The organism is Gordonia hirsuta DSM 44140 = NBRC 16056 (genome assembly GCF_000333015.1).
GTDB lineage: Bacteria > Actinomycetota > Actinomycetes > Mycobacteriales > Mycobacteriaceae > Gordonia > Gordonia hirsuta.
Window position 1 is genome coordinate 1 of the sequence record NZ_BANT01000012.1, and the last position, 23,671, is coordinate 23,671.

The following is a 23,671-nucleotide window of genomic DNA, read 5'->3' on the forward strand; positions in this document are numbered from 1 at the left end:
GCCGTGGCCGCCGCACTGGCCGCGCACCGCGGCTCGCCCGCCGGGGCACCGATCGGTGCCTCCGATCTGCTGGCCGCCGTCCCGGACGCGGTACGAAGGCTGCGACAATGGACACGATGACCGACACCGCGGCGCTGACCGCCACCATCGATCTGTCGGCGATCGCCCACAACGTTCGGGTGGTCGCCGAGCACGCCGGTGCCCCGGTGCTGGCCGTAGTCAAAGCCGACGGCTACGGACACGGTGCGGCCCCGGTGGGACGCGCGGCGCTGGCTGCCGGTGCAGCAGAACTGGGCGTGGCCCATCTCACCGAAGCCTTGGCGCTGCGGTCTGCCGGAATCGACGCGCACATCACCTCCTGGCTGCACACCCCGGCCACCGATTTCGCCGCCGGGGTGGCCGCCGGCATCGATCTGGCCGTCTCGTCCCCGGAGCAACTGGCCGCGGTGGCACAGGCCGCCGGCGAACTGGGCCGCACCGCCGTCGTCACCGTCAAGGTCGATACCGGGATGGGCCGTAGCGGGGTGGCCGCCGACCGGTGGGAACAGACCGCGGATCTGCTGGCCCGGCTGCGGGCCGACGACGCGGTGCGGGTGCGAGCGGTGATGACGCACCTGCCGTTCGGCGACGAACCGGACCATCCGATCAACTCGGCGCAGGCCGCGGCGCTGGACGAGGCCGCCGCCGACCTGCGCCGCCGCGGAGCCGCCCCGGAGGTGATGCACCTGTCGAACTCGCCGGCCAGCCTCACCCGCCCCGATCTGTCGCGGGATCTGGTGCGTCCGGGTCTGGCGCTCTACGGCGGTGATCCGATTCCCGGCCGGGACTTCGGACTGGTCCCGGCGATGACGCTGACCGCACAGGTGGCCTTGATCAAGCGCATCGCGGCCGGTCAGGGAGTCTCGTACGGCCACATGTGGGTCGCGCCGCACGATACGACCGTCGCGGTGCTCCCGGCCGGCTACGCCGACGGTATTCCGCGGCTGCTGTCCGGCCGGTTCGAGGTGACCATCAACGGGCGCCGATTCCCCGGCGTCGGCCGCATCTGCATGGATCAGCTGGTCGTCGACCTGGGTCGCGACGGCGGGGGTGTCGCCGAGGGCGATCTGGCGGTGCTGCTGGGTCCCGAGCCCGATCAGAACCGTGCGGTCGACTGGGCGCAGACCATCGGCACCATCGACTACGAGATCATCACCGGGATCGGCGGACGCACCGAGCGCCGCTACCTCGGTGCACCGGACTCGGGAGGAGCGCAGTGACCGAATCGAACCCGGCCGGTGGACCGAATCCCACCAGCGGACCGGGCCGGAACAAGAAGCCGGGCTGGTCGTCGGGACTCAAGGGCGTCGGCTCGCTGGGGGTGAGCGTCGGCGGTAACGTCGCCCGCCGGCGCAGCCGCAAACGCAGCGGCGCGGCCGTCGATCCGTACGCCGACGTCGACTTCAAGAGCATCTACAACGACGAGTCGTCCACGGTCATCGCCGACGACGGGGTGGCCCTGGCGGTGCGGACGGTCATCACCGGTGACGGCGCCGCGGTCGCTCCCGAACTGACCGTCGTCTTTGTCCACGGCTTCACCCTGCGAATGGCCTCCTGGCACTTCCAGCGCTATGCGCTGGCGCAGCGCTGGGCCGATCGGCGCATCCGGATGGTCTTCTACGATCAGCGCGGACACGGCCGCAGTGACCCCGCGCCCAAACAGTCCGCGAGCATCCCGCAGCTCGGGGACGATCTGGCCGCGGTGATCCGCGCCGTGGCGCCCACCGGCCCGGTGGTGCTGGCGGGACACTCCATGGGCGGAATGACGATCATGGCGCTGGCCCGATCGCATCCCGGGCTGTTCAGCCACACCGGCCGCATCACCGGGGTGGCGCTGGTGTCGACTTCGGCACGCGGTATCACCGAAGCCGGTCTGGGGGAGGGGCTGAACAATCCGGTGGTCGACGCCCTGAGGGTCTCGGTCCGGCTCTGGCCGCGACTGGTTCAGGCCGGCCGGGGCATCACCCGCCAAGCAGTCGAACCGGTCCTGGTGGCCGCCAGCTTCGGCCCCGACTTCTACAGTCCGGCCGCCGGGCATGCCGTCGAATCGATGATCCAGAACACCTCCATCGCCACGATGGTGAACTTCCTGGCCGCACTGGAGAGCCACGACGAGTCCACCGCGATGCCGGTGCTGGCCAAGGTGCCCTCGGTGGTGCTGTGCGGCGAGCTGGACCGGCTCACCCCGTTGCCGAACTCGGTGCGGATGTACTCCGAACTGGGCGAGGACTCCCGGCTGCTGATCGGCGAGGGCTGCGGACACATGCTGCAGATGGAGCAGCCCGACCTGGTCACCGAGGCCATCGACACGCTGGTGCAGCGCTCCCGGCACGCCCGCAACCGGCCCAAGATGCGCTGGACATGGGCCAAGTGAGGGCCGGTGTGCCGGGCACTCGCGAGCTGCCCGAGCTGGCCGACACCGAAGCCTTCGGCGCGCAGCTGGCCGCTGTGCTGTCCGCCGGCGATCTGGTGATCCTGGACGGGCCCCTCGGAGCGGGCAAGACCGCCCTGACCCGTGGGATCGCCGCCGGATTGGGCGTGAAGGGCCGCGTGTCGTCGCCGACCTTCATCATCGCCCGTGAGCACCGGCCGGGCCGCGACGACGGCATCGGCCTGATCCACGTCGACGCCTACCGGGTGGACGGTCTGGACGATCTGGATGCGCTCGACCTGGACACGGATCTGGCCGACAGTGTGGTGGTGGTCGAGTGGGGCGAGGGTGTGGCCGAACGGCTGGTCGAGGAATACCTGCTGGTGCGGCTGCGGCGCGCGGACGACTCCGAGGTGCGGCAGGCGAGCTGGGAGTGGATACGGAATGAGTGAGCCCGACAGCATGGACACACCGGCACCGGCCGGCCCGGTGCTGGCATTGGACACCGCCACCTCCGCGGTCGTGGTCGGCATCGTCGACGACGGTGTCACCCTGGCAGAGCGCGTCGTCCACGATCACCGGCGGCATGCCGAGGTCCTCACCAGCCTGATGCAGCAGGTCCTGGCCGAGGCGGGAGTGACCGGCGGCGAGTTGAGCGCCGTGGTGGTCGGCACCGGCCCGGGCCCGTTCACGGGACTGCGGGTGGGTATGGCCACGGCGGCCGCCTACGCCGACGCGCTGGGGCTGGGCGCCTACGGGGTGTGCTCGCTGGATGCGATCGCCGCGGCGGTCGACGAATCCGGAGAAGTCCTGGTGGTCACCGATGCGCGTCGCCGTGAGGTCTACTGGGCGCGCTACCGTGACGGCCGGCGACTGGCCGGGCCGCAGGTGAGCGCACCCGATGCGGTGGTGATCGGCGAGGCGGTCGTGGTGGCCGGAACCCCCGAATTCACCGACCGCTACGATCTGGCAGTCTCCGCGGTCACCGTGCCCACGGCCGCCTCGCTGACGGCGGTGGCCGACCTCGGTGCGCAGCCGGGTCCGCTGACGCCGCTGTATCTGCGGCGCCCAGATGCGGTGCTGCTGAAGGATCAGCGGCGCAAGTCGCTGCTGCCGTAGATGATCGTCGACGCTCTGCTGCCCGGCGACCTGCCGCGTTGCGCCGAACTGGAGGCGCAGCTGTTCGCCGGGGACTCCCCGTGGCCGCTGGCCGGTTTCGTCAGCGAACTGGCGGCCGAGCACAACCACTATTTCGCATTGCGGACCGCGCCCGGGCAGCCGATCGACGGATACGCCGGAATCGCGGTGCTGGGTCCGGCCGGGGCGCCCGAATGCGAGGTGCACACGATCGCGGTGGCACCGGAGTACCGCGGCCGCGGCGGGGGTCGCGCGCTGCTGGCGGCCCTGCTGGAAGTTGCCGACGCGGTGGCGGCGCCGGTATTCCTGGAGGTGCGCACCGACAACACCGTCGCCATCGCGCTGTATCAGAGTGCGGGCTTCTCGGTGGCCGGGCTGCGCCCCAACTACTATCGGCCGTCCGGTGCCGACGCGTACACCATGGTGCGTGCGGCGCAGCCGACATCGAGACAGGAGGACCGGCCGTGATCGTGATGGGCATCGAGAGCTCGTGCGACGAGACCGGAGTGGGCATCGTCGCCTGGGACGGCGAGCGGGCGATCCTGCTGGCCGACGAGGTGGCCTCCAGTCAGGACGAGCAGGCCCGATATGGCGGCGTGGTCCCCGAAGTGGCCTCGCGCGCGCATCTGGAGGCGATCGTCCCGACGATGACCCGGGCCCGTGAGGCCGCCGGTATCGACCGCCCCGACGCGATCGCCGTGACGATCGGTCCCGGTCTGGCCGGAGCGCTGCTGGTGGGCGTCGCCGCGGCCAAAGCCTATGCGCTGGCCTGGGATGTTCCGCTGTATGCGGTGAACCATCTGGGTGGGCACGTGGCCGTGGACACCCTGGAACACGGGCCGATGCCGCCGGCGGTGGCGCTGCTGGTGTCCGGCGGGCACACCCACCTGCTGGGTATCGACGCGCTGGCCGCACCGATTCACGAGATGGGCACCACCATCGACGACGCCGCCGGGGAGGCCTTCGACAAGGTCGCCCGACTGCTGGATCTGGGCTATCCGGGCGGGCCGGTGCTCGACGCGGCCGCCCGCGACGGCGATCCGGAGGCCATCGCCTTTCCGCGGGGGTTGACCGGACCGCGCGATGCCCCCTACGACTTCTCCTTCAGCGGACTCAAGACCGCGGTCGCTCGCTACGTGGAAGGACAGGTTCGGGCCGGGCGCGAAGTGTCGATTCCCGATGTGGCCGCGTCCTTCCAGGAGGCGGTCGCCGATGTGCTGACGGCCAAGGCGATGCGTGCGGTCGCCGAACGCCGGGTGGACACGCTGGTCCTGGGCGGCGGGGCGACCGCCAATTCACGGATCCGGTCCCTGGCGCAGGAGCGCGCCGACGCCGCCGGAGTGCAGTTGCGGGTGCCCAAGCCACGGCTGTGCACCGACAACGGCGTCATGGTCGCCACGCTCGGCGCCCATGTGATCGGCGGGGGAGCGCCGCCGTCGCCGCTGACCGTGGCCACCGATCCGGGGATGAGCGTCCAGATCAGCAAGCTGTGAACGGTGCGGGCGCCGCGCGCAGATCCTGCCGCAGCAGATGCGCCCACCACGGCAGATCGTGCCCACCGGGGTAGCGGTGCATCCGCACCGGCCAGTCGCGGGCCTGCAGCTGCTGTGCCAGCGCCGCGACCGGGCCGGTCAGCAGCCGTTCGTTCGCGCCAACCGCCAGGGTCACCGGGCGCGCCGTGGCAGCCGACAGCGAACCGGCGATCCAGCCGGGACCCGGCCCCGGATCGGTGGGCCGGGTGGTGCATCCCGGCCGCCACCAGAGCGAGGGGGAGTACACGAGCACCTCGTCGACCGCCTCGGGGAACCAGCATGCCGCGGCCAGGGCGGACAGCCCGCCCAGACTCTGTCCGGCCCAGGTCACCGGCGCGTGGGCGGCACCCAGCCGGGCGCGGGCGGCGGCGGTCAGCGCGGCCACGGCGCTCAGGAAGTCGCGATCGGCACCCAACAGCCGTATCCGCTCGGCCGGTCGCAGGGGTGAGTCGATGCCCAGCAGCGCCACCGGGGCGGACGGGGGATCGGCGGCCAGCACACCGGGCAGATCGCAGCGGTCGAACCAGGTCTGGGCGTCGAACAGCACCACCAGGCGCAGCGGGTGCGGTGACGTGCCTATCGGTTCGGTGAGCCGCCAGCGGACGGCTGCGGGCGCCCCGAGGGTGCCGGTGGCGGCGATCCGGTGTGCCCGCCGCGCAGCCGGGCGCCAGCGGCCCAGATCCGGGGCTCGCGAGCCCGCGATCACCGATCCGAACGGGGAGTCCGGGACACCGAACGACGGGTCGTCGACGGCTTTGCCGGCCAGGGTGCGGTCGTATCGCACGAAGCCGTCGCGGGCGGCGGGATCGTCGGCGGTGAACGGGTAGAAGCGGTACCCGGCCAGGGTGGTGCGCGGCAACGACAGCTCGGTGAACCACAGCCGGCCGGTGCCGCGCCGGCGCAGGTGCCCCAGCTCGTCGTTGCGGCCGTCGGTGATCCGATTGATCCACGCGTACACCCCGGCCGTCTCCGGCGGGGCCAGGAAGGTCAGCAGCACCCGCTGCCGATCGGCGTCGTCCGGGTCGTCGGTCAGCAGCGGGGTACCGTGCGCGGCCAGTGCTGCGGCCAGGGCGGTGTCCTCGCCGGACCGGGGCCGGGCCAGCACCCAGCGGCGCAACTCGGTGGTGTCAGCGGGCACGCTTCACGGTACAACCTCCGCCCCGACGGTTGAGCGTTGGCACTCATATGGGTAGAGTGCTAATCGGCTCTGGATCACCGCCGCGGCACCCGCGACGACGCGGCAACCGACCCGGGCCGTAAACGTTCATCAGTGACTGAAATGAGAAGGACTGACATCGTGGCAGGCGTGAACATCAAGCCGCTTGAGGACAAGATCCTGATTCAGGCTGTCGAAGCCGAGACGACCACCCCCTCGGGCCTGGTCATTCCGGATTCGGCGAAGGAGAAGCCCCAGGAGGGCAAGGTCATCGCTGTCGGCCCCGGCCGCTGGGATGAGGACGGCGACAAGCGTATTCCGCTCGACGTCGCCGAGGGCGACACCGTCATCTACAGCAAGTACGGCGGCACCGAGATCACCTACAACGGTCAGGTCTACCTGATCCTGTCGGCGCGCGACATCCTCGCCGTCGTCGGCTGACGCTCGATTCCCTGCATACCGCCCCGGCGCGCTTCGGCGTGCCGGGGCGGTTGCGCATCCCGGCGGCGCAGGACGGTGCGTTCGTGTTCGGTCAGTCCGCCCCAGATGCCGTAGGTCTCGTCGGTGGCCAGGGCGTGGCTGCGGCACTGGTCGATCACCGGGCACGCCGCACAGATCTGCTTGGCCTGCCGCTCACGGCGGATCCGGGCCGGGCCGCGTTCGCCGTCGGGGTGGAAGAACATCGCCGAGTCCAGGCCCCGGCAGTCCCCGTGCATCTGCCAGTCCCAGAAGTCGGCATTGGGGCCGGGAAGCAGCTCGACGGTGGTGGTCACACTCGATCCTCTCTCAAGGGCCTCGGCCGCGGGGCTGGCAGCCGTGGAGTTCAGTTGCGGACATCGCCCACGCTAGGACCGTCGCACCGCACGGGTCAAAACCCTGAAAAGTGGCTCTGGCCTGCATATTCGACCGGCCAGGTGAACGGCCGGCATCGGTTCCTGGGGGTTCGCCGACGGGACGGAACGGCAGGTGAACATACAGTGGAGCGCGCACGACGGGGCGAACCGGGACGTCACCGGAGATTCCGCCCGTAGACACCGCGGGGACAGGTCGAGGGGAACACAGATGAACGACGACGAACCGGGCGGCGCGGCGGCCTGGCGGACCGCGGTGGAGCTGGGCGCTCAGGGGCGCGCCGCCGCGGCGCGCACAGCGCTGGCGGCCCTGGCTGTGGACCCGCGCGCCGCTCCGGCGATCGTCTCGCTCAGCTACAGCACCCGCGCCTCGCTGCTGCGCCAGGCCGGTGGTCACGGTATGGCGCGCGCCGGCGACGGACGGGCGTGCGTGCTGGCCGCCGACGGCCGGACCGGCGGCCCCACCGCCGACGAATGGATGGTCGCGGCCTGGCTGGACGCACTGATCGGCTTGGCCGCCGACAACCTGGGACTGGGAGATTTCTCCACCGCGCGCCGGTTGCTGGATCGGGCCCAGGACTGTCCCGTCGTCCCGCCCCGCGCCGCACTGCGCCTGGCCTGGGTGCGTACCGAATGGGGACTGTATTCCGGTGATCTGGACACCGCGCAATCGGCGGCGGCGGTGGCCGATGACCGGTCCCGGGACCTGGCGTCGCCGCGCCACCAGCTCAAGACCGGGCTCATCGCCGCCGCCGTGCACGGTGCCTGCGGCCGGTTCGACGCGGCCCGGGCCGGCGCCCGGCAGGCCTTCGTCCAGGCCGATACGCTGGGTCTGCTCCCGCTGCGCTGGGCGGCGGCGACCCTGCTGGCAGGCCTGGGCGAGGAGTCTTTCGCCGCCGAGGTGACGGTCACCCGCGACCTGCTGGCCGCCCGGGGCATGCCGCTGGTACCCCTTCGGCCCGGCGAGCGGCTGGCGTCGATAAGGTGAAATCGTGATCCGCCGAACTCCCCCCTGTAACGCATCGTGCCCGGCTGGACGATGAAACTGACAGGTGAGGCACTGGACCAGGCGGTCCGGGACGCGGCCGGCGGGGACCGCGCAGCGCTGAACTCAGTGCTCGACAGTGTGCAGGACCCGGTTCTGCGCTATTGCCGAGCACGCATGGGTGCCGGCGAACGGCACCTGTTCTCGGCTGACGACGTCGCGCAGGAGGTGCTCATGGCGGTGATGACTGCGATCCCCCGGTACCAGGATCAGGGCCGGCCGTTCATGGCATTCGTCTACGGCATCGCCGCGCACAAGGTCGCCGACGCGATGCGCTCGGCCTCGCGCATCAAGGCCGATCCGACCGAGTCCCTGCCTGAATCGGTCGACGTCTCGGCCGGACCCGAACAGGCTGCCCTCGACAGTGACGCCAGCCGGCGCATGGCCCGGCTGCTGGAGCATCTGCCGCCCAAACAGCGGGAGATCCTGGTGCTGCGATTGGTCGTGGGACTGTCCGCGGAAGAGACCGCCGAGGCCGTCGGCAGCAGCGCCGGCGCCGTCCGCGTCGCCCAGCACAGGGCACTGGCGAAACTGAAGAAGATCATTACTCCGGGAGGTGGGCGGTGACTGACCACAACGGGCCCTCTGTCGACTTGGATGCGGTGCGGCGAGACGATGAATTCCTCGACGCACTCTCCGCCGGGGGCTATCTGCCGCCCGCCGACGACGGCGAAGCCCACCTGGGCTCGCTGCTGTACGCCTGGCGCGCCGAAACCCTGGCCCCGCCGCCGCCGGCACCGCTGACCCTGAACGACGTCGACATCGCATTGGCGGCCCAGAACGCCAGGGCCGCACAGGCCGCCGACGGGACCCGTCCCGACCGTCGGGCCACCGCCGGGGGCCGGGACAAGCAGCGCAACCGCGGCCGGCATCTGCGGCTGCTGTCGGGTGCGGCCGCGATCACCGCGGTCGCCGCGGCCGGGCTGCTGGTGCTCTCGGAGAATTCTCAGCCCGGCGATCCGCTGTGGAACGTGAAGAAGGTGGTCTTCAGTCAGGCCGCCGCGCAGACCGAAGCGACCATCGACGTGCAGCACGGCCTCGAGCGTGCCGAACAGGCCCTGGCCGCCGGCGACTCCGCCGCGGCCGTCGCCCTGGTGAACGATGCCGAAGCGAACTTGAAGCCGGTCTCCGATCCGGAGACCCGTGAACGGATGGAGACGTGGATCCGTCGATTGCGTGGCGAGGGCAGCAAGGTCCGTCCGCCCACGCAGCCGGACGGACAGGTCGCCCCCGACCCGCAGACGCTGGTGCCGCTGACCACGCAGGTGCCCTCGCAGAGCACCTCCGAAGGGAAGGAAGAGACCGCGCCGCCGACCGAATCCGAGCCGGAGGAGTCGGCGCCGTCCTCGAGCGAACCGCCCAAGTCCACCAAGACGCAGAACCCGGGGTCGTCCACGGTCACCACGACCACCACCTCGACCGCCACCGGATCGACCGCGACCCGGACTTCGGCAGAAGCCAGCGGCTCGGTGGGGCAGAGCGCGACGTCGCCGCAGGCCTGACCGGGACGGTCGCACCGGCGGTCGGATTCAGCGGCGGTCGGATTCGGCAGTTGTGGGAATCAGCGGCGGTTGCCGAAGATGGCGTGCGCGTCGGCGAAGCCGCGGCAGTAGTCCCAGGTGACGTAGTCTTCCGGGCGCGGATCCACGGCCGGCTCGTGCGGCCGGACCGATCCGTCGGCCAACAGTTGATGCAGGCTGGCGCGCAGCATGTCCCAATCGTGGAAATGATCTTCGCGGCAGTCCTCGCAGATCACCACCAGACCGCGAATGCCGCGCGGTGCCAGGAGGCGTTCGTAGACCTCCAGATCGACGAGGTCCTCGCGAACGGCTTCGCGTTCGGCATCGTCAAGGGGGACCGCGGGCTCGAGTGCATCGAGGGCCGCGGCCGGGTCGCTCGGGTCATCGGCGAACGGGTCCGGTGGCATGCCGGCGGAGAACGGGTCTTGCACACCCCCACCGTAGCCGATCGCGGCGGTGCAGTGCCGATTCCGCAGGAGTGCGCCCGGGTCGATACGATGGAGCGATGACGCCCGTACGCACCGGTGGAGATGATCCCACCAAGGTCGCAATGCTCGGCCTGACCTTCGACGACGTACTCCTGCTGCCGGCCGCCTCCGATGTGGTGCCCAACGCCGTGGACACCTCCTCGCAGCTGACCCGGGAGATCACCCTCAAGATCCCGCTGGTCAGTTCGGCGATGGACACCGTCACCGAAACGCGCATGGCCATCGCCATGGCGCGCGCCGGCGGGATGGGGGTGCTGCATCGCAACCTGTCGGTGGAGGCGCAGGCCGCGTCGGTGGAGACGGTTAAACGGTCGGAGGCCGGCATGGTGACCGATCCGGTGACCTGCGGCCCAGACAACACTCTGGCCGAGGTCGACGCGATGTGCGGGCGGTTCCGCATCTCCGGCCTGCCGGTGGTCGACGACGACAACAACCTGGTCGGAATCATCAGCAACCGCGATATGCGCTTCGAGCACGACCAGTCACGACGGGTCGCCGAGGTGATGACCCCCGCACCGCTGATCACCGCGCAGGAAGGGGTGTCCGCCGAGGCCGCGCTGGGTCTGCTGCGCCGGCACAAGGTCGAGAAGCTCCCGATCGTCGACGGCAACGGCAAGCTGACCGGTCTGATCACGGTCAAGGACTTCGTCAAGACCGAAGAGCATCCGCTGGCCACCAAGGACGCCGACGGCCGGCTGCTCGTCGGTGCGGCGGTCGGTGTGGGCGATGAGGCCTGGACCCGGGCGATGGCACTGTCCGAGGTGGGCGCGGACGTACTCGTCGTCGACAGCGCGCACGGGCACTCGCGCGGAGTGCTGGAGATGATCGCCTCGCTCAAGGCCGAGCTGGGCGACAAGGTCCAGTTGATCGGCGGCAACGTCGCGACCCGCAGCGGCGCCCAGGCCCTGATCGACGCCGGCGCCGACGCGGTCAAGGTGGGTGTGGGGCCCGGATCGATCTGCACCACCCGCGTGGTCGCCGGAGTCGGTGCCCCGCAGATCACCGCGATTCTGGAGGCCTGCGCCGTCGCTCGGGCCGCCGGGGTGCCGGTGATCGCCGACGGCGGTCTGCAGTACTCCGGTGATGTGGCCAAGGCGCTGGCCGCCGGGGCCTCGACCGCCATGCTCGGTTCCCTGCTGGCCGGCACCGCCGAATCGCCGGGCGAGCTGATCCTGGTCAACGGCAAGCAGTTCAAGAGCTACCGTGGCATGGGGTCCCTGGGAGCCATGCAGGGCCGCGGCCAGGGCAAGTCGTACTCCAAGGACCGGTACTTCCAGGACGATGTGCTGGCCGAGGACAAACTGGTGCCCGAGGGCATCGAGGGCCGAGTGCCCTTCCGGGGTCCGCTGCAGCAGGTGATCCACCAGCTGGTGGGCGGGCTGCGCGCGGCGATGGGCTACACCGGCTCCAACACCATCGGGGAACTGCACCAGGCGCAGTTCGTCCAGATCACCGCGGCCGGACTCAAGGAGTCGCACCCGCACGACATCACCCTCACGGCCGAAGCGCCGAACTACTACTCTCGCTGACAGAAAGGCGCACCTGTGCGTGACCTCGTCGAATTCGGGATGGGCCGGACCGCTCGTCGCACCTATGAGCTCGAGGACATCTCGATCGTGCCGTCCCGCCGGACCCGGTCGAGCAAGAACGTCTCCACGGCCTGGCAGATCGATGCCTACCGCTTCGAGACGCCGATCCTGAACCACCCGACCGATGCGATCGGTTCGCCGGCCGCCGTCATCGAGATGGGTCGGCTCGGCGCCCTGGGGGTGCTCAACGGCGAAGGCCTGTGGGCCCGGCACGAGGACGTCGATGCCCGCATCGCCGAGCTGATCGAGATCGCCGACACCGACCGGGATCCGGCCGCGGCCGTGCGTTTCCTGCAGGAGCTGCACGCCGCACCGGTACGCACCGAACTGCTGGCCGCCGCCGTCGCACAGGTCCGGGCGGCCGGGGTGACCGCGGCGGTGCGGGTCAGCCCGCAGCACGCGCCCACGCTGACGCCGGCGCTGCTGGAGGCGGGCGTGGAGATCCTGGTGGTGCACGGCACCATCATCTCCGCCGAGCATGTGATGCTGGTCGATCGCGGCCACGACGACGGGCTGGTCGCCGAGCCGCTGAACCTGAAGACGTTCATCGCCGATCTGGACATCCCGGTGATCGCCGGCGGTGTGCAGGACCACCGGACCGCGCTGCACCTGATGCGTACCGGCGCGGCCGGGGTGATCGTCGGCTACGGTTCTGCCGAGGGCGCCACCACCACCAACGAGGTGCTGGGTATCGGGGTGCCGATGGCCACCGCGATCGCCGATGCGGCCGCCGCACGCCGGGACTACCTGGACGAGACCGGCGGCCGCTATGTGCATGTGATCGCCGACGGCGACCTGCACACCTCCGGAGACGTCGCCAAGGCACTGGCCTGCGGCGCCGACGCGGTGTCGCTGGGCACGCTGCTGGCGGCGGCGCAGGAGGCCCCCGGCCGCGGCTGGTACTGGCCGTCGGCGGCCGCGCATCCGGACACGCCGCGCGGTGCGCTGCTGCAGGTGGCCAAGGAGCAGGCGCGGCCGAGTCTGGAGCGGGTCCTGAACGGTCCGTCCGACGACCCGGACGGCCTGCTCAACCTGAGCGGTGCCCTGCGCCGGTCGATGGCCAAGGCCGGCTACGCCGACCTCAAGGAGTTCCAGAAGGTCGGCCTGTCCGTGCGCGGGTGAGTCCGCCCGCGACCGGTGACGTTAGGGTGGGGCCGTGGAAGATCTGATGGAGAACGTCTTCACCACCGTCGCCGTCGTCTTCGAGGCGCTGGGCGCGGTGACGATGGTGATCGGGCTGGTCGTCTCGCTGATCCTGGGCGTGCGTGCGATGGCGCGCGGCGATTCGGGTGATCAGTCCTTCCAGGTGGTGCGCCGCACCCTGGGCGGGGCCATCATGCTCGGTCTGGAGATCCTGGTCGCCGCCGATCTGGTGCGCACCATCACCTCCAAGCCGTCCATCGAAGATGCGGTGATCCTGGGCCTGATCGTGCTGATCCGGACGGTGCTGTCGCTGTCGATCTCGATCGAGGTCGAAGGTGTGCTGCCCTGGCGACGGGCGATCCTGACCTCGGGGGCCACGGTGATCGCCGACCAGGTCCGACGCGACCGCGCGGCTGGCCAGGCCGCCGACTCGGGCGGCACGTCGACCGGCGGTCGTGCCGATGCCCCGACTGACGGCCGAGCGGTCCGGGCCGAGCGGTCCGGGTAAGGGCACACTTACTGTTGCGACCGTGACAATGGTCATTAGAATCGTGGCCATGGCGAGCACAGACTTCGACGTTCTGATCATCGGTTCCGGTTTCGGCGGCAGCGTCAGCGCGCTGCGGCTGGTGGAGAAGGGGTACAAGGTCGGCGTGATCGAGGCCGGCCGCCGCTTCGAAGACGATCAGTTCGCCAAGACCAGCTGGCGGGTCAACAAGTTCCTCTGGGCGCCCAAACTCGGCCTGTACGGCATCCAGCGCATCCACATGCTCAAGGACGTGGTCGTCCTGGCCGGTGCCGGTGTGGGCGGCGGCTCCCTGAACTACGCCAATACCCTGTACAAGCCGTCGAGCCCGTTCTTCCAAGACCCGCAGTGGGCGCACATCACCGACTGGGAAGCCGAGCTGACCCCGTACTACGAGCAGGCTCGCCGCATGCTCGGGGTGGTCACCAACCCGACCTTCACCAACTCTGACGCGGTGATGAAGACGGTGGCAGAGCAGATGGGTTGCGCCGACACCTTCACCTCCACCCCGGTCGGGGTGTTCTTCGGCGCCAAGACCGGCGGCGAAGGGACCCCCGGTCAGACAGTCGACGATCCCTACTTCGGCGGCGCCGGCCCACGCCGCACCGCCTGCACCGAGTGCGGCGCCTGCATGACCGGCTGCCGCGTCGGCGCGAAGAACACGCTGATGAAGAACTATCTGGGCCTGGCCGAGGCCAACGGCGCTCAGATCATCGAACGGACCACCGTCGACGGCCTGGAGCAGCGCAGCGACGGCAGTTGGGTGGTCTCCACGCGAGGCTCTTCGGCCTGGGGACCGCTGGGTGCACGGCGCCGCCGGTTCACCGCCGGACAGGTGATCGTGGCCGCCGGCACGTTCAACACCCAGAAGATCATGTTCAACGCCAAGGGATCGACGCTGCCGAAGGTCTCCGACAGCCTCGGAGTGCTGACCCGCACCAACTCCGAGTCGATCCTCGGGGCGCAGGCCGCCAAGGTGGATCCGGCGCGTGACTTCTCCGAAGGTGTGGCGATCACGTCGTCGTTCCATCCCGAGCCCAACACCCACATCGAGCCGGTGCGGTACGGCAAGGGCAGCAACCTCATGGCGTTCCTGCAGAGCCTGCTGACCGACGGCGGCAGCATCCCCAACCGCGTCGGACAGCTGCTCAAGCAGATCGTGAAGAACCCGTTCCTGCTGATCCGGCTGCTGATGCCGCGCAAGTGGAGCCAGCGGACGGTCATCACGCTGGTGATGCAGAACAACAACAACTCGCTGACCACCTTCGTGCGCAAGCGAGGACCGTTCAAGTACATCACCAGTAAGCAGGGGCACGGCGAGCCGAACCCGACCTGGATCCCCGCCGGCAACCAGGCCACCCGACTGGCGGCCGAGCAGTTGCCCGGCGGTCTGGCCGGCGGCAGTTGGGGCGACATCGTGAATGTTCCGCTCACCGCCCACTACCTGGGCGGCTGCCCGATCTCTGATTCGCCGGAGTCCGGTGTGATCGACCCGTACCACCGGGTGTGGGGCTATCCGACGCTGTACATCACCGATGGGGCGGCGATCTCGGCCAACCTGGGCGTGAACCCGTCGCTGTCGATCTGTGCGCAGGCCGAGCGCGCGGCCGCCCTGTGGCCGAACAAGGGGCAGGACGATCAGCGTCCGGCCCAGGGCCAGGACTACCGTCGGATCGACCCGGTCGCGCCGAATGCACCCGTGGTGCCCGCGGACGCTCCGGGCGCACTGCGACTGTCGATCACCCCGGTCCGAAGTGACGACCAGACGGCGAAGGTCACCGCGAAGAAGTAGCAGCGCGCGCTTCCCGGGGGCGTTTCTGTGCCGCCGACGAGCATCTGTGAGTCTGATCACTCGGTTACGCGACAATCCGTCGTAGAACGGGGGACGCTCCAGAGGTGACCGTCGTCGAAGTGATCGTGCAGATCCTGTTGTTCCTGCTGCCGCTGGCAGTCGGTGCCCGCTACGGGCCCATGGCGCTGATCGGTGCATCGGCGGTGTCGGTGTTCATCATGGTCGAGGCGATGCGCCTGGAGCCGGGGCAGGCGCCGATCGCCGCGATCTTCATCGTCCTGTCGGTGATCACGGCGACTGCGGCGATGACCGCGGCCGGCGGCATGGAGTGGCTGGTCCGGCTCGCCGAGCGGGGGTTGCGCAAACATCCCCGGCAGATTCCGGTCGTGGGACCGCTGCTGGTGTGGATCTTCACCGTGATGTCCGGTACCGGAAACATCACCTTCGCCCTGGTGCCGATCCTCTACGAGGTGTCCTACGGCGCCAAGATCCGGCCCGAGCGCGTCCTGGCCACGGCCAACGCCGTCTCGCAGCTGGCACTGATGGCCAGTCCGGTCGCTGCGGTCTCCTATGTGTTCCTCCAGCAGACCGAGTCGCAGGGCAATTCGCTGGGCAAGATGCTCGCGGTCACTGTGCCGGCCTCCCTGATCGCCACGGTGCTGGCGTCGCTGGTGATGTCCCGCTACGGCAAGAATCTCGCCGACGATCCCGAATATCAGCGGCGCCTGGCCGCCGGCGAGATCGAGCCACCGAGTCAGGCCGACCCGGACACGCTGCCGCCGTTGCGTCCGCGCGCGGCCGCCAGCGCGTTCATCTTCGTCGCCGGGGTGATCATCGGCTGCATCCTGGGCTTCTTCGAGAAGCTGCGGCCCACCTACCTGAAGGCGCTGCCGGACGGCTCCTACGTCGACCACACGGTCTCGATGTCGACGATGATCCCGATCACCATGTTCGCGGTGGCCGGGGTGATCATGATCGTCTGCAAGGTGAAGACACCCGCGGTGATCAACGAGCCGATCATCGGCACCGGGCTGATTGCCGCGCTGCTGCTGCTGTCGGTCCCGGTCCTGGCCGGCACCATCCTGAACGCCCACATGGAGTCGGTGACCTCGTTCGTCGGCAGCGCCATCGGGGTGTCGGTGATGCTCTTCGCGCTGCTGCTGTTCATGCTCGCCTCACTGATCCAGAGCCAGGTCGCCTCGCTGACGATCCTGGTGCCTGCGGCCACCGCAGCCGGGCTGGGGATGGGTCCCATGACCGGCATGCTCGGCGCGGCCAGCGGCAACAACCTGTTGGCTTCGATGGGGGGCCTCGGTCAGGCGTGCATACTGACCGATAAGACAGGCTCCACCAAACAGGGCTCGATCCTGATCAACGGCTCGTTCCTGGTGCCCATGCTGCTGTGCAGCGGTTTCGCCATCGCGGTGGGTCTGGGCTTGCAGTTACTCGTCTACTGATCTGCAGTTCCTCGTCTACCGAAAAGGGAGTCGCGCTCACATGAACAGTCTGAAAGAGATCTATCTCGACCTGCATCGCCATCCGGAACTGTCCGGCCAGGAGGAACGCACCGCCGGGGTGGTGGCCGGTGCGCTGACCGCCGCCGGTTACGAGGTGAGGCAGGGCCTCGGCGGGTTCGGCGTCACGGGCGTCCTGCGCAACGGTGACGGGCCGACGGTGTGGCTGCGTGCCGATATGGACGCCCTGCCGGTGCGCGAGGAAACCGGCCTGGACTATGCGAGCACCGTGACGGCGGTCAACGACGACGGTGAGACCGTGCCGGTGGCGCACGCCTGCGGTCACGATATGCACACCACGGCGCTGATCGGCGCGGCGGCACAGCTGTCGGCCACGGTCGACGAGTGGTCCGGAACGGTCGTCGCAGTCTTCCAGCCCGCGGAAGAGGACCTCTCGGGCGCCATGGCGATGGTCGACGGAGGTCTGCTCGACGCGGTGCCGCATCCGGACGTCGTTCTCGGCCAGCACGTCGCGCCGGGCCCGGCAGGCATGGTGTTCTACCATCCCGGCTACACCCTCGCCGCCAGCGATGCCCTGCAGATCCGGCTCTTCGGCCGGGGCGGTCACGGCTCGCGGCCGGAGACGACGGTGGACCCGATCCTGATGGCCGCCGCGGTGATTCTGCGGCTCCAGGGCATCGTCGGCCGCGAGGTGGCGGCCACCGACCAGGTCGTGGTGTCCGTCGGTGTCGTGGAGGCCGGCACCAAGAGCAACATCATCCCCGACGAAGCGACGCTCAAGCTGTCGGTGCGAACCTTCGATCTGACGGTCCGGGAGAAGGTTCTGGCGGCCATCACACGCATCGTCCGGGCCGAAGCGATGGCCTCGGGGGCCGACCGCGAACCGGAGATCACCACGCTCTACAACGGTCCGGCGACCCTCAACGACGATGCTGCGCTCGAGCGCGTCGTCGCGGCCTTCCAGGCGGCATTCGACGGGCGGGTGATGGAGGTGCCCCCGGGGTCGGGTTCGGAGGACTTCGGCCGGCTGGGCGCGGCCGCCGGAGCCCCGTCGGTGTACTGGTTCCTCGGCGGAGCCGACCCGGCGCTGTTCGCCCCGCCGGCGGACCTGTTCGAGGTGCTGGCGGAGATCCCGTCGAACCACTCGCCCGAGTACGCGCCGGTGATCGAACCGACTCTGACGATGGGGGTGGCGGCGCTGGTGACCGCGGCCCGTGCCTGGCTGGCCCCGTAAGCCGCCCGGCCCGCGCGGGACCGCCGGGGGACCGGTCAGGGGGCCTGAACGAAGTCGCGACTGCGGATCAGCAGGAACGCGGCCACCCCGCCGACGATCGCGACGGTGCCGCTGATCACGAACAGGTGGTTCATCGCATCGGTGAAGGCCGTGGCGATGACCTCGGTGAGTTCGGCGCGGTCACTCCGCGGGACGCTGTCGAGGATCTGCTGCTGCCGCCCGCCGCTGACGGCGCCGGAGATCGCGGCCGGGTCCACCTGCGCGATCGGATGCTCGGCGAAATACCGGGTGACATCGGCGGTGATGGCCGAAGCGAAGATCGTTCCGTAGACGGCGATGCCGACGGCGATGCCGACCTGCCGGAAGGTGTTGTTGATTCCCGAGGCCATCCCGGAGCGGTCGACGCTCACCACACCGACCGCCGTGGATGCCAGCGGGGGATTGACCAGTCCGGCCCCGACGCCGGCCAGTACGAAGCCCGCGATCAGGTGAGTCCAGCCGGAGGTGGCGTGCAGCCCGGTCATCGCCAGGAGTCCGGCCCCGACCAGGACCAGACCCGGGCCGATCATCCAGCGGGCCGGCACCCGGTCGGTGAGCCGGCCGGCGATCGTCGCGACCACCATGGTGACCCCGGAGAAGACCATCAGCCGCAGCCCGGCGTCCAGGGCGCTCATGCCCAGCTGGTTCTGCAGGTAGAGGACGAAGTACAGCATCATCGCGAACATCGAGCCGTTCATACAGAATGCGGCGATGGAACCGCCCAGAAAGGTCGGCACGCGGAACAGGTCCAGATCGAACATCGGGGCCCGCGCGCGCCACTCCCGGACGCCGAAGGCCAGCAGCAGTGCGGCGCTGACACCGAAGCACCAGAGCACCAGGGGATCGGTCCAGGACCGTTCGCCGGCTTCGGTGAATCCGTAGACCAGAGCGAACAGACCGCCGGTGAACGAGACCATGCCGGCCCAGTCGACGGGGCGGGCGACCGGCGCCTTCGACTCGCTCATCAAGGCGAACGTCAGGACCAGGGCGAGCAGACCGAACGGCACGTTCACGTAGAAGATGCCGCGCCAGCTGATGCCGGTGGTGATGGCTCCGCCCAGGATCGGGCCCAGCGCCGTCGCCACCCCGGTCACCGCACCCCAGACGCCGAAGGCGATACCGCGGTCGCGGCCGCGGAAGGTGGCGGCCAGGATCGCCAGCGAGGTGGCGAACAGCATGGCGCCGCCGACACCCTGCGCGGCGCGCGAGGCCACCAGCATCCCGGGGACGGTGGCGGCCCCGCACAACGCCGACCCGGCGGTGAACACCGCCAGTCCCAGGGCGAACACCCGTCGCCGCCCGAACCGGTCGGACAGGGATCCGGCGGTCAGCAGTAGCGCCGCCAGGGACAGGGCGTAAGCGTCGGTGACCCACTCGAGCTGGGTGAAGCTGGCGTGTAACTCGTGTTCGATGTCCGGCAGTGCGACCATCACGATGGTCACGTCCAGCAGCAGCATGAACGTGCCCAGGCAGACCACCAGCAGGGTCCACCAGCGACGATCCACGGTGGCCGTCAGATGTAGAGCGCCGGTTCGGCGTAGGGGTCGATGATGTCGCCGGACGGACGCGATTTGGCGGCCACCCCGACGGCGACGTAGCCCTCGGGAACGTCGTGCACCACTACCGCGTTGGCGCCGACCTTCACATCGTCGCCCAGAGTGATCGGGCCCAGGATCTTGGCGCCGGCGCCGATCAGCACCCGATCACCCACGGTCGGATGCCGTTTGCCCTTGCTCATGCTGGTGCCGCCCAGGGTCGAGCCGTGGAACATCAGCACGTCCTCGCCGATCTGCGCGGTCTCGCCGATCACCACCCCCATCCCGTGGTCGATGAAGAACCGCCGTCCGATCACCGCACCGGGATGGATCTCCACGCCGGTGAGGAAGCGGGCCAGCTGAGACAGCAGACGGCCGGGGAACTTCAGCGGCAGGGAGCTCACCCACATCGCATGAGCCAGGCGGTACAGCCACAGGGCGTGCACGCCGGGATAGGAGACGGCGACGATCAGCTTGTTGCGGGCCGCCGGATCACGATCGCAGGCGGCCTGCAGATCCTCCCGCAGCAGCGCCGCCAACGACGACGGCGCCGACTGGGCAGGCAGCGGATCGGGCATTCAGTCCACGAGACCTTCGAACAGCGGTGTGGACAGATAGCGCTCACCGAAGTCGGGCAGGACCACCACGATGGTCTTGCCGGCCGATTCGGGACGCTTGGCCACGGCTACGGCGGCGGCCAGGGCCGCTCCGGAGGAGATACCGACCAGCAGACCTTCCTGGGCGGCAGCCTTGCGGGCCCACTCCAGTGCGGTCTCGGCGTTGATGTCGAGCACCTCGTCGTAGACGTCGGTGTCGAGGATCTCGGGGATGAAGTTGGCGCCCAGCCCCTGGATCTTGTGCGGTCCGGGGGCGCCGCCGTTGAGGATCGGCGACTCCTCGGGCTCGACGGCGATGACCTTGACCTGCGGCTTGCGCTCCTTGAGCACCTGGCCGACGCCGGAGATGGTGCCGCCGGTGCCGATGCCGGCGACGAAGACGTCGACCGCACCGTCGGTGTCGGCCCAGACCTCCTCGGCGGTGGTGTTGCGATGGACGGCCAGGTTCGCCGGGTTGGCGAACTGTCGGGCCAGCACGGCGCCGGGCCGCGAGGCGGCGATCTCCTCGGCGCGGCGCACCGCACCGGCCATCCCCTCGGCGGCCGGGGTCAGTTCCAGCTCGGCACCGAAGGCACGCAGCAGGGCGCGGCGCTCCTTGGACATCGATTCGGGCATGGCGATCACCACGTCGTAGCCGCGGGCGGCGCCGACCATCGCCAGGGCGATACCGGTGTTACCGGAGGTGGCCTCGACGATGGTGCCGCCGGGTGGCAGCGTGCCGTCGGCTTCGGCGGCGTCGATGATGGCGACGGCGATGCGGTCCTTCACCGAGTTGGCCGGGTTGTAGAACTCGAGCTTGGCCAGCACGGTGGCGTCGGCGCCCTCGGTGATGCGGTTCAGGCGGACCAGCGGGGTACGGCCGACCACAGCGGAGACATCGTCGTAGTAATTCGCAGGCACGGGGCTTCCTTCTTCAGGCGTGAGGCGGGGATGCGTTAGCTTCAGCCTAGTCCAGGCCGCGGGCGGCCAGTGTGTCAGCGAAACGGTCGGCGGTCTCCAGGGTCGCCAGGACCGCCGGAACGATGAGCACGCGGGGGCCCGGTCGCAGTCCGCGGGCACGTCGTGCCTGGTCGACCTGACCGAAGACCTCTGCGATGAGCGGAATCGAGCGGATTGTCAAGGCTAGAGCCATCGCGATTAAATCTGTGCGCACACCGAGTTTCTGCAGGGGGGCCAGCACCGCGATCAGCGTGTCGAGGATGTCGCTGGTGCGCGTGGTCAGAGTGACCACGGCGGCCAGGGCGATCGAGGCCAGCAGGATCGCGCCGACGATCAGCGCCTTGTGCCAGCCGGCGACGATCAGCTGGACCGCCACGATGATCGCCACCATCAGCAGGGCCCCGCGCATCAGCGGCCAAGCGCGCCGCGGGCCGATCCCGGCCACCGCGAAGACGGCGGCGACCCCGGCCACCGCGGCAGCCGCGGCGATCGGCGTCGAGACGAAGATCGACAGCGCCGCGATCGCCGCGAACAGCGCCAGGAGTTTGACTCCGGCGGGCAGCCGGTGCACGGGGGAGCGGCCGGGAATGTACGTGCCGAGCATGGTCATGGCCGCACCCCTATCCGCGCGCCATCAGCCGGCGGTAGAAGTCGATCGCCGGCCCCGGCTCGTCGTCGGCGACCAGGCGGCCGTCGTCGAGCACCAGCACGCGCTGGTAGTCGGCCAGCAGTTCCAGATCGTGGGACAGGACGATGAGCTGCTCGTCGAGGCCGGCCAGCACCTCGCGCAGCATCGCGGCGTTGCGCAGATCCAGCATGGTGGTCGGCTCGTCGGCGATCAGGATCGACGGCCCCAGCACCATGATCGAGGCCAGCGCCAGCAACTGCTTCTGCCCGCCGGACAGTGTGTGCGAGGGCTGGTCGGCGTGGTCGGCGAGCCCGAAATCGGCGAGGGTGGCCAGGGCGTGTTCGCGGCGTCGTCGTTTATCGTTCTCGACGCGGGTCAGCGACAGTTCAATGTCTTCGACGACGGTGGGCATGATGATCTGCCGATCCGGATCGGAGAAGATGAAGCCGACCTGACGGCGGACCTTGCGCTTGTTCTTGGCGACGTTCAGGCCGTTGACGGTGACGGTCCCCGAATCCGGGATCACCAGACCGTTCATCATGCGGGCGAACGTCGATTTGCCGCTGCCGTTGGCCCCGACGATCCCGATGCGATCCTGCGTGAGTTCGACGCTGATTCCGCGCAGCACCCGGCGGTCGCCGAAGCTGTGGGCGACGTCGTCGAACTCGATGGAGGTCACGTCGCCGGGCGGCGCAGCCGGATCGGCGCGATCAGGCCGGGACGGCCCCGGTGCACGGCGGCGGCGACCAGGGCGGCCAGCACGGCCTTGATCACATCGCCGATGGTGTACGGGCCCATCACGCTGATCGCGGCGGTGAACGACATGTGCCCCATCGCCATCATGTAGGGGATCCCGCAGGCGTAGATGACCACCACACCGCCCAGGATGTTGATCAGAATGCCCAGCCACAGGCGATAGCGCGGCATCATGAACGCGGTCAGCAGGCCGATGACGAAGGCGCCGGGCAGGAATCCCAGGAAGAATCCGCCGCGTCCCGGGCTGGCCAGCGAGGTGGTGCCGTTGATGAATCCGGCCAGGATCGGCAGGCCGGCCAGGGCCAGCACCATGAAGATCACCACCGCCAGGGTGCCTTTGCGCGGGCCCAGGACCGCCCCGGCCATCATGACTCCGAGCGTCTGCAGGGTCATCGGGATCCCGCTGGCGAGGTTGAACGCTCCGGGAATGCCCAGCACCGCGATCAGGGCGGCGAAGACCGCGGCCTGAGCGAGGTCGTTGATGGAGAACTTCAGGAAGCCTGGCACCCGATAAGGGTAGGACAGGTCGCGCCGCGGTGCGCTCAGGGTGTGCCGAAGGTGAACGCCAGGTCCCACGGTTCCAGGCCCCAGCGGCTGATCGCGTCGATCATCAGGGTCGGGGCGACGCTGAGCGCCTCCGGTGTCGCCGATGCGCTCAGTTCTTGGGTGGGCCGCCCGGCGATCAAGTGTGGTTCCCACAGCTGTGAACCGTGCGGATCGGGGGCGGTGTCGATGACGCAGATCGGTCCGTCCTCGCCGTCGATCACCGTGAACAGGCAGAACGGCTCGCCGGGTGCCGTCGGGTCGCCCTGTTCGACGATCAGGTATTCGCCGGTGGCGACGCAGTGCTCGACCGCCTGGGTGAGAACATCGTGGAAGTCGCCGGCCACCGAGTCGTCATGCGGCTGGTCCACCGGTTCGAGACGCAGGACGGTCTCGTCGGGCCCGTGCACCACCAGGGTGCCGCTCTCGGTGCTCAGCAGTCCCACCTCCCGGAAGTGCCGCTGGTCCTCGGCGTCGTCCCGCGGGTGGGCTCGATGTGTCCGGCCGATCCGCCCGGTCGCCAGCGCGCCGGTCAGCCAGTCGGCATCCGGGGACGACCACAGGTGGGTCTGGCCGCCGTCGTGGTACCAGGTGCGGACCAGGCCGCCCACACACGGGCTCAACTGCACGCGAATCGCCTCGCTGCCAGCAGGTGTCATCGGCTCGCTGGCCATTCTCGCCCCCTTGTTCGGATCACCGGCGTCGTTCACCGGCTG

The 23,671-nt window shown here is 69.8% G+C and carries 26 protein-coding genes; 16 read left to right on the forward strand and 10 right to left on the reverse strand.

The genetic code is table 11. The features are described 5' to 3' along the window. Positions 1-116: 116 nt before the first annotated feature. The 6 genes from alr (at position 117) to tsaD (ending at position 5,040) form a co-directional block, all read left to right on the forward strand. A complete protein-coding gene (alr, locus tag GOHSU_RS03950; protein ID WP_005937150.1) occupies positions 117-1,259 on the forward strand; it encodes an alanine racemase in 1,143 nt (380 codons plus the stop codon). A gap of 101 nt (positions 1,260-1,360) precedes the next feature. Beyond that, the gene (locus GOHSU_RS03955; RefSeq protein WP_005937153.1) at positions 1,361-2,413 is read left to right on the forward strand and encodes an alpha/beta fold hydrolase; all 1,053 of its coding nucleotides are present in this window, start codon (positions 1,361-1,363) and stop codon (positions 2,411-2,413) included. After that, complete coding sequence (gene tsaE, locus GOHSU_RS03960) at positions 2,401-2,862, forward strand: tRNA (adenosine(37)-N6)-threonylcarbamoyltransferase complex ATPase subunit type 1 TsaE (protein WP_024332771.1); 462 nt, start codon at positions 2,401-2,403, stop codon at positions 2,860-2,862. The genes GOHSU_RS03955 and tsaE overlap by 13 nt, the downstream gene beginning before the upstream one ends. Next, positions 2,855-3,529, forward strand: coding sequence for a tRNA (adenosine(37)-N6)-threonylcarbamoyltransferase complex dimerization subunit type 1 TsaB (tsaB, locus tag GOHSU_RS03965; protein ID WP_005937159.1), 675 nt, complete (start codon positions 2,855-2,857; stop codon positions 3,527-3,529). The genes tsaE and tsaB overlap by 8 nt, the downstream gene beginning before the upstream one ends. Continuing rightward, a complete protein-coding gene (gene rimI, locus GOHSU_RS03970; protein WP_005937162.1) occupies positions 3,530-4,015 on the forward strand; it encodes a ribosomal protein S18-alanine N-acetyltransferase in 486 nt (161 codons plus the stop codon). Beyond that, positions 4,012-5,040 (forward strand): tRNA (adenosine(37)-N6)-threonylcarbamoyltransferase complex transferase subunit TsaD, encoded by a 1,029-nt coding sequence (gene tsaD / locus GOHSU_RS03975; protein WP_005937165.1) that lies wholly within the window; start codon positions 4,012-4,014, stop codon positions 5,038-5,040. Before rimI ends, tsaD begins: the two co-directional genes overlap by 4 nt. On the opposite strand, the gene GOHSU_RS16210 is transcribed toward tsaD, so the two are convergent. Further along, positions 5,027-6,217: an alpha/beta hydrolase-fold protein gene (locus GOHSU_RS16210; RefSeq protein WP_005937168.1), complete on the reverse strand. Its 1,191-nt coding sequence runs from the start codon at positions 6,215-6,217 to the stop codon at positions 5,027-5,029. The genes tsaD and GOHSU_RS16210 overlap by 14 nt on opposite strands. A gap of 159 nt (positions 6,218-6,376) precedes the next feature. On the opposite strand from GOHSU_RS16210, the gene groES reads away from it, so the two are divergent. Next, a complete protein-coding gene (groES, locus tag GOHSU_RS03985) occupies positions 6,377-6,676 on the forward strand; it encodes a co-chaperone GroES (protein WP_005937170.1) in 300 nt (99 codons plus the stop codon). On the opposite strand, the gene GOHSU_RS03990 is transcribed toward groES, so the two are convergent. Further along, positions 6,631-6,951, reverse strand: a complete 321-nt coding sequence (locus GOHSU_RS03990; protein ID WP_081597718.1) for a WhiB family transcriptional regulator — start codon at positions 6,949-6,951, stop codon at positions 6,631-6,633. The two genes, groES and GOHSU_RS03990, sit on opposite strands and share 46 nt — an antisense overlap. Before the next feature lie 346 nt (positions 6,952-7,297). On the opposite strand from GOHSU_RS03990, the gene GOHSU_RS03995 reads away from it, so the two are divergent. The 3 genes from GOHSU_RS03995 to GOHSU_RS04005 are packed head-to-tail and all read left to right on the forward strand — an operon-like array spanning position 7,298 to position 9,633. Then, positions 7,298-8,074, forward strand: coding sequence for a hypothetical protein (locus GOHSU_RS03995; RefSeq protein ID WP_005937174.1), 777 nt, complete (start codon positions 7,298-7,300; stop codon positions 8,072-8,074). Between the two features lie 51 nt (positions 8,075-8,125). Continuing rightward, positions 8,126-8,698, forward strand: a complete 573-nt coding sequence (locus tag GOHSU_RS04000; protein WP_024332773.1) for a sigma-70 family RNA polymerase sigma factor — start codon at positions 8,126-8,128, stop codon at positions 8,696-8,698. Positions 8,699-8,733: 35 nt separating this feature from the next. Further along, positions 8,734-9,633, forward strand: coding sequence for an anti-sigma-D factor RsdA (locus GOHSU_RS04005; protein WP_155820923.1), 900 nt, complete (start codon positions 8,734-8,736; stop codon positions 9,631-9,633). 59 nt (positions 9,634-9,692) lie between these two features. On the opposite strand, the gene GOHSU_RS04010 is transcribed toward GOHSU_RS04005, so the two are convergent. Next, positions 9,693-10,058 carry a DUF5319 domain-containing protein gene (locus GOHSU_RS04010; protein WP_155820937.1) on the reverse strand — a complete coding sequence of 122 codons (366 nt, stop codon included), beginning with the start codon at positions 10,056-10,058 and terminating at the stop codon, positions 9,693-9,695. Positions 10,059-10,156: 98 nt separating this feature from the next. Here GOHSU_RS04010 and guaB point away from each other — a divergent pair, with 98 nt between their 5' ends. The 6 genes from guaB to GOHSU_RS04040 all read left to right on the forward strand — a co-directional run bounded on the left by guaB (position 10,157) and on the right by GOHSU_RS04040 (position 17,898). Beyond that, on the forward strand, positions 10,157-11,668 hold the full coding sequence (gene guaB / locus GOHSU_RS04015) for an IMP dehydrogenase (protein ID WP_005937184.1): 1,512 nt from the start codon (positions 10,157-10,159) through the stop codon (positions 11,666-11,668). 15 nt (positions 11,669-11,683) lie between these two features. Continuing rightward, a complete protein-coding gene (locus tag GOHSU_RS04020; protein WP_005937188.1) occupies positions 11,684-12,850 on the forward strand; it encodes a GuaB3 family IMP dehydrogenase-related protein in 1,167 nt (388 codons plus the stop codon). A gap of 34 nt (positions 12,851-12,884) precedes the next feature. Next, a complete protein-coding gene (locus GOHSU_RS04025; RefSeq protein WP_005937191.1) occupies positions 12,885-13,379 on the forward strand; it encodes a DUF1622 domain-containing protein in 495 nt (164 codons plus the stop codon). Between the two features lie 49 nt (positions 13,380-13,428). Further along, on the forward strand, positions 13,429-15,189 hold the full coding sequence (locus GOHSU_RS04030) for a GMC family oxidoreductase (protein WP_005937195.1): 1,761 nt from the start codon (positions 13,429-13,431) through the stop codon (positions 15,187-15,189). A gap of 104 nt (positions 15,190-15,293) precedes the next feature. Beyond that, positions 15,294-16,646 carry an anaerobic C4-dicarboxylate transporter family protein gene (locus tag GOHSU_RS04035; RefSeq protein WP_005937198.1) on the forward strand — a complete coding sequence of 451 codons (1,353 nt, stop codon included), beginning with the start codon at positions 15,294-15,296 and terminating at the stop codon, positions 16,644-16,646. Between the two features lie 40 nt (positions 16,647-16,686). Further along, the gene (locus GOHSU_RS04040; protein WP_005937201.1) at positions 16,687-17,898 is read left to right on the forward strand and encodes an amidohydrolase; all 1,212 of its coding nucleotides are present in this window, start codon (positions 16,687-16,689) and stop codon (positions 17,896-17,898) included. A gap of 35 nt (positions 17,899-17,933) precedes the next feature. On the opposite strand, the gene GOHSU_RS04045 is transcribed toward GOHSU_RS04040, so the two are convergent. From GOHSU_RS04045 to GOHSU_RS04075, 7 genes are read right to left on the reverse strand one after another with little or no spacing between them, the layout of a single operon-like run. Further along, on the reverse strand, positions 17,934-19,442 hold the full coding sequence (locus GOHSU_RS04045; RefSeq protein WP_005937203.1) for an MFS transporter: 1,509 nt from the start codon (positions 19,440-19,442) through the stop codon (positions 17,934-17,936). An 8-nt stretch (positions 19,443-19,450) separates the two neighbouring features. Further along, positions 19,451-20,050 (reverse strand): serine O-acetyltransferase EpsC, encoded by a 600-nt coding sequence (epsC, locus tag GOHSU_RS04050; RefSeq protein WP_005937206.1) that lies wholly within the window; start codon positions 20,048-20,050, stop codon positions 19,451-19,453. Next, entirely contained in the window at positions 20,051-20,989 is a 939-nt protein-coding gene (gene cysK, locus GOHSU_RS04055; protein ID WP_005937209.1) for a cysteine synthase A, read from the reverse strand. It lies immediately after the preceding gene. A 46-nt stretch (positions 20,990-21,035) separates the two neighbouring features. Beyond that, positions 21,036-21,638, reverse strand: a complete 603-nt coding sequence (locus GOHSU_RS04060) for an energy-coupling factor transporter transmembrane component T family protein (protein ID WP_005937212.1) — start codon at positions 21,636-21,638, stop codon at positions 21,036-21,038. A gap of 10 nt (positions 21,639-21,648) precedes the next feature. Further along, entirely contained in the window at positions 21,649-22,335 is a 687-nt protein-coding gene (locus GOHSU_RS04065) for an energy-coupling factor ABC transporter ATP-binding protein (RefSeq protein ID WP_005937214.1), read from the reverse strand. Beyond that, on the reverse strand, positions 22,332-22,919 hold the full coding sequence (locus tag GOHSU_RS04070) for a biotin transporter BioY (RefSeq protein ID WP_005937217.1): 588 nt from the start codon (positions 22,917-22,919) through the stop codon (positions 22,332-22,334). The genes GOHSU_RS04065 and GOHSU_RS04070 overlap by 4 nt, the downstream gene beginning before the upstream one ends. 35 nt (positions 22,920-22,954) lie before the next feature. Continuing rightward, positions 22,955-23,629, reverse strand: a complete 675-nt coding sequence (locus GOHSU_RS04075; protein WP_005937220.1) for a hypothetical protein — start codon at positions 23,627-23,629, stop codon at positions 22,955-22,957. Positions 23,630-23,671: the final 42 nt, after the last annotated feature.